General features: G+C 54.4%; 7 protein-coding genes, 4 tRNA genes and 1 pseudogene. All 12 read right to left on the bottom strand.

Annotated elements, in window-relative coordinates; genetic code table 11:
- A pseudogene (locus CLH62_RS20690) lies at positions 1–332 on the bottom strand (GTP-binding protein); the annotation flags it as partial.
- A 103-nt stretch (positions 333–435) separates the two neighbouring features.
- Positions 436–511: transfer RNA gene (locus CLH62_RS20695), tRNA-Thr, on the bottom strand.
- 13 nt (positions 512–524) lie between these two features.
- Positions 525–599, bottom strand: a tRNA-Gly gene (locus CLH62_RS20700).
- A 10-nt stretch (positions 600–609) separates the two neighbouring features.
- Positions 610–694 (bottom strand) — tRNA-Tyr (locus CLH62_RS20705).
- Between the two features lie 40 nt (positions 695–734).
- Positions 735–810: transfer RNA gene (locus CLH62_RS20710), tRNA-Thr, on the bottom strand.
- Positions 811–841: 31 nt separating this feature from the next.
- Positions 842–1,516 (bottom strand): hypothetical protein, encoded by a 675-nt coding sequence (locus CLH62_RS20715; protein WP_228152918.1) that lies wholly within the window; start codon positions 1,514–1,516, stop codon positions 842–844.
- Positions 1,516–2,247, bottom strand: coding sequence for a type III pantothenate kinase (locus CLH62_RS20720; RefSeq protein ID WP_099620063.1), 732 nt, complete (start codon positions 2,245–2,247; stop codon positions 1,516–1,518). The genes CLH62_RS20715 and CLH62_RS20720 overlap by 1 nt, the downstream gene beginning before the upstream one ends.
- Complete coding sequence (locus CLH62_RS20725) at positions 2,244–3,209, bottom strand: biotin--[acetyl-CoA-carboxylase] ligase (RefSeq protein ID WP_099620064.1); 966 nt, start codon at positions 3,207–3,209, stop codon at positions 2,244–2,246. The genes CLH62_RS20720 and CLH62_RS20725 overlap by 4 nt, the downstream gene beginning before the upstream one ends.
- Before the next feature lie 102 nt (positions 3,210–3,311).
- Positions 3,312–5,714 (bottom strand): DUF6160 family protein, encoded by a 2,403-nt coding sequence (locus CLH62_RS20730; protein WP_099620065.1) that lies wholly within the window; start codon positions 5,712–5,714, stop codon positions 3,312–3,314.
- 20 nt (positions 5,715–5,734) lie between these two features.
- Positions 5,735–6,286, bottom strand: coding sequence for a hypothetical protein (locus CLH62_RS20735; RefSeq protein ID WP_099620066.1), 552 nt, complete (start codon positions 6,284–6,286; stop codon positions 5,735–5,737).
- Positions 6,283–7,371 carry a hypothetical protein gene (locus CLH62_RS20740; protein ID WP_228152919.1) on the bottom strand — a complete coding sequence of 363 codons (1,089 nt, stop codon included), beginning with the start codon at positions 7,369–7,371 and terminating at the stop codon, positions 6,283–6,285. The genes CLH62_RS20735 and CLH62_RS20740 overlap by 4 nt, the downstream gene beginning before the upstream one ends.
- 10 nt (positions 7,372–7,381) lie before the next feature.
- On the bottom strand, positions 7,382–8,581 hold the full coding sequence (locus CLH62_RS20745; protein ID WP_099620067.1) for a DUF6160 family protein: 1,200 nt from the start codon (positions 8,579–8,581) through the stop codon (positions 7,382–7,384).
- Positions 8,582–8,813 lie beyond the last annotated feature (232 nt).

Raw genomic sequence — 8,813 nt, forward strand, 5'->3', positions numbered from 1 at the left:
GCTCTTCATCATCCACCATGTCCGCTTTGTTCAGGAACACAACGATGTAAGGAACGCCTACCTGACGGGACAGCAGGATGTGCTCGCGGGTCTGCGGCATGGGGCCGTCAGCTGCCGAGCAAACCAGAATAGCGCCGTCCATCTGGGCCGCACCGGTAATCATGTTCTTCACATAATCAGCGTGGCCCGGGCAGTCTACGTGAGCGTAGTGGCGGGTCGGAGAATCGTACTCAACGTGAGAGGTCGCAATGGTAATACCACGCGCACGCTCTTCCGGTGCGTTATCAATCTGGTCAAACGCACGGCTCTCACCCGTACCCCACACTTCGTGGNGGTGCCCACGTTCAAGTGCGGCTTATTACGTTCAAACTTAGACTTTGACATTCGACCAATCTCCCTAATCAACCAGGATCGTAACGTTGACCGGATAAATAATGGAGCTCATGACCGGAATTGAACCGGTGACCTCATCCTTACCAAGGATGTGCTCTACCGACTGAGCTACATGAGCAATGCAAACAAATTGGAGCGGGCAGCGGGAATCGAACCCGCGTCATCAGCTTGGAAGGCTGAGGTAATAGCCACTATACGATGCCCGCGAGCAATTAGTGGTGGAGGGGGCAGGATTCGAACCTGCGAAGGCGATGCCGTCAGATTTACAGTCTGATCCCTTTGGCCACTCGGGAACCCCTCCGAGTCGAATTCGCTTACGCAAATTCGTCAAAACTTAAAAGTGGAGCTGGCGGACGGAATCGAACCCCCGACCTGCTGATTACAAGTCAGCTGCTCTACCAACTGAGCTACGCCAGCTCACAATCGCCTCGTCAGCGAGGGCGGTATACTACGGATTTTTTTCTGGCGTTGCAACACCTTCACAAGGCCTGATTTCTATGAAATCAAAATTGCTACCGTAATCCGTTTTTACCGCCTGAACCAGTTCCTCTGCGAGTTCCGGCTCAGCCTCAAAAGTGAGGGCGTAGCTTATCTGATTTCGGGGGAAGTTGGCCAGTACTGCATTAAGATTCTGACGTTTTTTTTCTTCCAGCACGGATATTGCAGATTCCCGATGCTCGAACAGCCCGAGGGAAATGGCGTTGCGGTTCTCGCCCTCAGTCACCAGGTAGGAATCAATACCCTGCCGCTGAATATCCTGAAACTGCCGCAATGCAACATCCCGGGGCTGGGGCGGGATGAGCACCCAATGCAAAGGAGTCAGCTCCCGATACACCTCCTCGACTGCAAAAGCAGCCTCGCTGGCAAGAGGCTGGCTACTGATCAGCTCCCGAGTACGCTCAGCAGATTCTATCCAGCCAAGACGCACACAGGACAACACAGGAGCTTCCTGAGACGGAACCACTTCAACCAGGGAGCCCTCCGGATCCGGTGACTTCAGACTGACTACCCTGGGCAAACTTCCACTGGCGACTTTGGCCATACCAACGGAGGGCCCGAGATAATCCGGAAGATAATAAAGCCCGACACTCAAAAGAAGCAGCAGTAGCGCCAGCCATCGCATCAGGATGTTTCCTCGTCAGCAATGGCACGAAGGCCCGCCAACACCAGATCAGGGCGATGGATTCCAGTCAGGCCGAGTCGGATGAGTCGATCCGCATCGCCACCGGTAACCAGCACATCCGCAAGACCGAACGCTTGCGCATCCCAACGGATACGGGCAATCATGGCATCCGACAGCCACGCAAGCCCATGGTTAACGCACTCGCCAGTACTTTTGCCGGGGCCAGTTTCCAAAACCTGCTCAGGATCGAACCCGATACGCGCGGCATCCGTTTTGAGGCTCCGGAACATCATCTGCAAGCCTGGGAGAATATACCCCCCAAGGTGACGGCCACACTGATTCACGAAATCTACGGTGACCGCACTGCCCGCGTCCACCACAACAAAGCCCTGCTTGTGGTCAAGCCAGGCACCATACATCCCATGCCAGCGATCTGCGCCCATCCTGTCATAGTCGGAATAGGCGTTTTGAAGCCCGCCCCGTTCTGGCTCCGACCAATAACAACGCGCAGGAACCTTACTTAAAACCGCCAGATAACCGAGCAGTCTCTCGCGTTTCTCCTCCGAGGCCACCGTTGACACTGCAATCCCTCGAATGCCGGATGCGTAGCCTGCAAGACCCGGAAACGGGTTTTCCTCATCCAGCACCCCGGCACCGTTGGCTACAGTCGTACCTGCTTCCTCGAGACACCATTTGAGCCGGGTATTCCCGGCGTCGACGTAGAGCTTCATTGCATTTCCCGCAGGCTGATCTCTCCGGCGCGCACCGGAACGATTCCGTCAGCGGTCCTTACCTGATAATTACCATTGTCATCAATACCGCAGCCAATTCCTTCAACGTCGCCACCTCGTGCCTGGAGAGACTTCCCCATAAAAATATCGCGCCGCTGCCAGAGCTCACGAAAGCTTTGGAAACCCAGGTCTGAAAAAATAGAAACCGTATCCAGGACTGCGTCAATAATGGCGCCAGCGATCTGATTTCGCGACCAATCAATCTCCGGACACGCCCTGGCGAGACTGCTCCACGGCTGATCGACCCCCTCTGCGCGGGACATATGAACATTGAGGCCAATGCCAACGATCACCTGAACCACACCTTCCTCTAGCTCACCCTGCAACTCTACAAGAATACCGCCCAGCTTGCCGTCCGGAAGAAAGATGTCATTGGGCCACTTGAGCCCGACTTCCGGCGCGCCAAGCTGCTCAAGCGCGTTGGCCACGGCAACACCCAACACCAGGCTCAAACCATCGAGAACACCAAATCCGCCATGAAAAGTAAGCCCCATGCTCAAGTAAAGGTTTTCTCCCCGGGGGCTCTGCCAGACGCGCCCTCTACGTCCGCGTCCCGCAGTCTGACAATCGGCGATAGCCACCGGAATTTCCCCGGCCCCCGCCGCGATCTGCCTGATCACTTCGGCATTAGTCGAATCCACTTCATCGAGGACAGTCAAAGAGAGCGCTTCCCTGCGCGACGGCAGGAGACACTGGAGTACCGAATCCCGATCAAGAAGATCGAGCCGGGAAGCGAGCCGATACCCGCGCCCACGAATCGTGGCAATCTCAACGCCCTCATCCATGGCGCGACGAATCTGTTTCCAGATTGCGGTGCGACTTACACCAAGGTAAGCGGCCAGGGATTCTCCCGAGTGAACTTGGCCGTCACTGAGAAGCTCTAAAAGTGCCTTGGATTTCATAAGCCGCATCCAGCCATAAGATTGGGTAAGGCCGGATTAAACACCAGGGAGGCGAAAAAAACAAAGTCGGCGGTCAGGGTTTTCGAAATGACTTCCGGCAGATCAGGGAATCGGCGTTGCCGTCAGGTTTGCCTTGATATCGAAGTTCTGCATTTTCACTCCATAAACCGCCGTCTGAGCACCACCAACCGGGTGGACCAGATCAATATTATTAATAGAAAGCTCCTTGAACTGGCTTCGTGCCTTCACTGCAAAACCGAGCGGACGGTTCTCGGCGTCCTGAGCTACTGGATTCGAGACATACCGATACCCTGCGGCGGCAGAAGCATCCATGATTTTCTCGTCGCCTCTGTTACCGACCACACCCAGCGAGTCGGCTCCATCAGCCTTCTTCACAACCCGGGTCCGATAAACATCGACTGACAGATCAGTACGAGTACCGAAGCTGTTGTCATCAATTCCATCACCGTCAAAATCGCCACCATCACTGGTGTAGATGTCGTTCAACACCAATTGCGTACCAGTACCATTTACTGCTCGGCCAGCACCGTCAATTTGGCGATTGGTCTCCCAGACCAATTCATTTTTCCGGGTATCGCTGATGGCTTTTGCAAAAACCTGCCTCAGCCGGACAGTCAGGCCCTCTCCGCCACGAGCTTCCCAAACGCCTCCAGAGGCCTCACACTCGCCGGCACTACTCCCCATGCCGCCGGCGCAGACATCTCCGGCTCCACCCGGAATAACCGTCATACTGCTGCCAGTTTCATACTTCTTAACGACGAATCGCCCGAAACTCTGGCCAGATTCCTTGTCACCGACTCTCAGGTTTCCGATATCCATGGTACTCCAGGCTTCACCCTTGATAATCGCAAGGCCGTCTTCGGTCACGTCGACAGTCATATCTCGAACATGGGCGTTGTAATCCAGCTCGGTAATCCACAATCCCTTCTGGCTGACCTCTCCATTACCTTCATCGTATGGAGCAGCAATAATCGCCGCCTTGCCGTCACGAATCCGGATATCCGAATTAATTGTGATTCCCGCGCCGGAGGCTCCACCGGCTCCAAGCGTCACGTGGCCGTCCAGCTCAAACTCATAGGCTGGATAAAATCCGAGTGCAAGCAACAGTTCCGTGCCGCCCTGCAGGGGTGCATCTTCGCTGCCCACCCGCAGGCCATTTATGCGGTAACCCGCCTTAATACCTTCAAACCCAACGCGCAAGCCATCGAAGAACTCGGTGCCGTTATTCACTTCATTGCGCGTTACATTGACCGTTACATCTCCCTGCCCCCAGGACTGCAGGCCACTGAAGATCACCCGGTTGCCATCTTCCGTGTAACTGAAATCAGCCAGCCGCAGACTCCACTCAGTCGCGAGGCGCAGCCCCTGGGGCCCCGCATTCGAATGCCCACCGCCCTGCAGGTAAATGGCGTTGGAATAATTGCGACCGTTAAACACCTGGTCCTCAAGCAGAAAGCTGACATTAATCTGACCAACGCTTTTACCATTAGCACCCATTTCAATGGAACCAATCCGGAAATCACCATCCATTGAGCCCAGGGTCAGAGCCAATGCCGGTCGATTCTTCCAATCCGGCGCCACATCCAGTCTCAGGTCATTGATCCGGTAGGCCCCCTCAATGTCACGCAAGGCCAGAGTGTTACCATCATCCGTGTAAAGAAAGGAAGCTGTGTGAATAACCGTCTCGCTATCGATCCGGAGCCCCTCTCCGGCGCGTCCACCCGCGGTGATATCGGTTCTCGATGAAAGCTCATAGCGACCACTGAGACTTCCGTAACTCGGCAGCGGCTGGCCCGTGCCAGAGTCCAGACTTACACCGTGAGTCAAGGGGTTGTTACTGTACCGGATTGCGCCCACCTCCCAGTCACCCACAATCCGGGGCGCATCCAGCGTCAGGGTATTGCCCACCAGGTCCAGCGTTACACCAATGGCCTCAACATTCATCGTAATATTATCAAGAAAGAGCTCGTTGCCGTTGGTCCGATACCCGAGGCGACCGCCGGTCATGGTATAGGCAGTATCGAAGGTGTAGCCGGACCCGCCAAGCGCACCACCCTGACGAATATTGAGATACCCTTTCAGAGAATGATCAAAAAAAACCCCACCCATGCTGACGCCCGGTGCGCCCGCAAGACGGATATCGCCAAACTCAATTCGCCGGTCTTCAACAAGGTAATCCAGGTTAAGGGTGGCATCTTCCGTGATATCAACCCGGACCAGGTGAAACGCCTGACCAGTGGGGTCGGTCGCTGAACCAACCCTGAAACCCTCAAGATGCAGGCCGTTACCATCGTCAAAATAGGACAGGCGGCCGGCAGTCAGGCCAAGATCCAGCTCCATGGTCAAACCACTCTGCCCGCTGATACCCGCCAGAACAGAGTCATCCAGGCTTTTCATTCCCGCCGAGATTCCGGCAGAAAACACCAGGCAGGCAACTCCCCCGGCAAAAGTGGTAAACGGCTTCAGAGAGTGTTGAATACCCATTGCCCTGATCACTCCCCCTGTTACGGATTGCCCGCCGGAAATACGAGCAGATTCCCTTCCATCATCACTTCACCCTGCATTTCAACGGAAAATATATCGGTCTGCTGAAAGCCCGGATCAGTTGGGCGGGCGGTGCTGCTGCCCGCAATCTTGAATTGCACATCATTGAAACGGACAGTGTTCGGCAGCCCCAGCTCAATAACGTCCCGATTGAAAAGGTCACCGTCCCCTGCGAATCCGGAATCCACGTTGCGAACTCTGAGCGTCAGGCCTTCAAAGGCAAAATTGCCACGGATTTCGTCAAGAACCATCCAGCCACCGTCTTCTTTCAGTCGATAGGCGAAACGGGCACCGCATTTCTTTGACGCGTCGTCACATCGCCCGAAGTAGCTGTTTTCGACCGGGCCGCCCACCTCATTGATGCTTATGTCACCTGAAAGATAGATGCCACCCTGGCCAGATATTCCGGACAGGACCTCGTCGCCAAGGCGAGAGAGCTCGGCAGTTACCGGGAGCGAAAGAATTAACAGAGGCAAAAGTGATAGAGTTCTGCGCAATCCTGTCGGTGTCATTGGCCTAAATCCCTGGTTTTTATATTCAGATGCTGGATCAACATTCCCTGAACACGTGCCGAGCCGAAATCGCGGTCACCGACACTGAAATTGCCGATGCTCAGGTTGCTGCGAAACTCCGGGCTGGTGTAGTAGGAGTCATAAAAATCCCAGGCCTCGGCGTTACTGCTTCCCCTGAGGCCATCAGCGCCAATTTCCCCGGGTTGGGGGCGACGAATGGCGGCTACTTCAACCACGAAGTTGCCAGAGCCATCGACATCAAAAAACACCGGCTGCAACTGGTTTCCAATGGCCAGCTCCAGCGCGAAATCGCTCATCAGGATCCTCGAACCGCAGCGGCTTCCATCCTGGGCGCAGGCATTGACCGAGAGTTCCGGGGAATAGAAATTCAACTTGAACTGGCCGACCATCTGGCGGCGATTATCATCCCCCCAAAGACGGAGGTAACTGCCATCGATGACCGCACTTTTTGCGTGAATATTGATGTTGGCCGACCGGTCATCACCGACCGCAACGTTCATCTGCATGCCAATATCGGCACGTTCACCAATATAGTCCGCCGTCGCTGGCCGGCTGGAACAGGTTCCGCTTCCGGCCGAAGCAGCTGTACTTAGGCAGTCGTACCCGTCGCCTGAGTTCACCATGGAGGAGGCTGCGAATTCGAGAACAGCTTTATCGGCAATTCCGATTGAGTTGCCATCAACCAGATCGATACGCCAGGGATTAATAAGCCGCCCGAGGTTTACCGAACCAAGATTCTGGCCATAATTACTGCCGGCCCCAGAGATATAGAGATGGTTTACTGTGATGTCTACGTCGCGGCCATCCGTGCTTTTGATCCCTCCAATGCGAAAAATCCGCGCCTGATTTCCGGCCGCATCGGGTTCGTCGGTACCGTGGGAGAATTTGAAATTCTCCAGTACCAATCCAATCCCTGCGCCATCGACTTCGGACATTTCGGTTTCCGAGAGGCCAAGGAGTTCCGCATGAGAGACATTAGAGAACAGGGGGGCCAGCAGAAACGCCAACAGGCCGACCAGACCATGGCAAGTATCTCGGTAGCTACGTGTGCACAGGTCAGTCATTGCCATCTCCTCAGAACAGCCCCTTGCCGCGATCAATGTATTCGCTCCGGTAACGCCGGGTTCCATATAGTGCTTCGTTGAGATTCACTTCGGTCGCACCATTGGGAATATTGAAAAAAGCGCCAGACGTGGCTTTTATGAAGTCCTCAGGCGTGAAATCCGTTTTCTTTACATCCTTGAGCCAGTCCAGATCCTTGGTTTGAAATGAAATAAAGGCGCTATCGACGGGGCCGGTGATACGCCGTTCTCCATTAACCTCACCGACCTGACCCACCGGGAAACTGTTGTAGATATCAAGGTCGAAACAGGAATCAATTCCCAGAACGAGACAATCCTCTGCGTAGACATAGATGTCACCGCCGGAACAGCTTAAGAATGAGCAATCGGGTACTTCTATCCGGGAACTGGAGCCCCAACCAATAAGGTTTTTGACGGACCACCGGGTGAACCCACTTGCTCCCTCCAGTACGAAACGCTCGCCGTCTGGAATACCAATGTATTCAGCCCGGATTGGATCCGGTGAGCCTATGTTCGGATCACCTTCGGCGCCGTATACCAACTCGGCTTTCGTCGACAGGGGACTGCCACTCTCAAGCAGGGGCGTTAGAAGAACAATGATCTGATCAAAAAGGTTGCCGCCGGAGTTCGCCTGGCTCAACCCTTCCCCACGATCGATAATATCGACGTTTACATTTCCGGTCAGAGTTTCGATTTTTCCGGACAGTACGCCCATGGACTCGCCAAATCCCAGACGGAAACCGACGACTTCGTCCGTGGCCTGGTCAAAAGCAAACTCAAAGAATGGGTTCTGGATGGAAAAAGGGACAATCTCTCCCTCCGCATAAGTGCTTCCATCCGGCTTTCGCTGGTTCGGGGCCTTTGGGTTGGCATCGAAGTAAGCCTGGTTATTGATATAACCCAAGGCAAAGTCTTCGATATAGACATCCGACGTGCCAGCCTTTTCGCCGTCGCGCTCATAACGCCCGAGCTCCAGCACATCAACATTGGTCTGGATCTCGATATCCATTCCGAGGTTGACCCTGGTATAGGCCGTATTGTCGTTGGCGTCGGGATGGTACTGGCGATCGACAGACACAAATGCCTGACCGGTTACCTCCGACATCTGTTCGTCAGAGATCGGATGTAGCTCAGCCTGCACCCCTGAAGCCGCCAAGGACAGGAGGAGAAGCGAAGAAGTTGTTTTACCCATAGTCACGTCTCATCGCTGCCGCTATCTTGTTGTTTGCGGCTGATTATAAAAAATGACTGATGAGCGTCTCTGAGGCTGGCCTTGGTTTTTGATGTTCTTTTAGCCAGTTCTTTTGTGGAAGTTTAAACCTGGTTACATTTCGTCACTGTGCGCAGTGTCATGGTTTTGAGATTTCTCAAATTCCGGGCAATAAAAAACCCCAGCATCTGTAGATACTGGGGTTTGGGTATTA

The sequence above is a fragment of the Marinobacter guineae genome (assembly GCF_002744735.1).
In the GTDB taxonomy this organism is placed as follows: Bacteria; Pseudomonadota; Gammaproteobacteria; order Pseudomonadales; family Oleiphilaceae; genus Marinobacter; species Marinobacter guineae.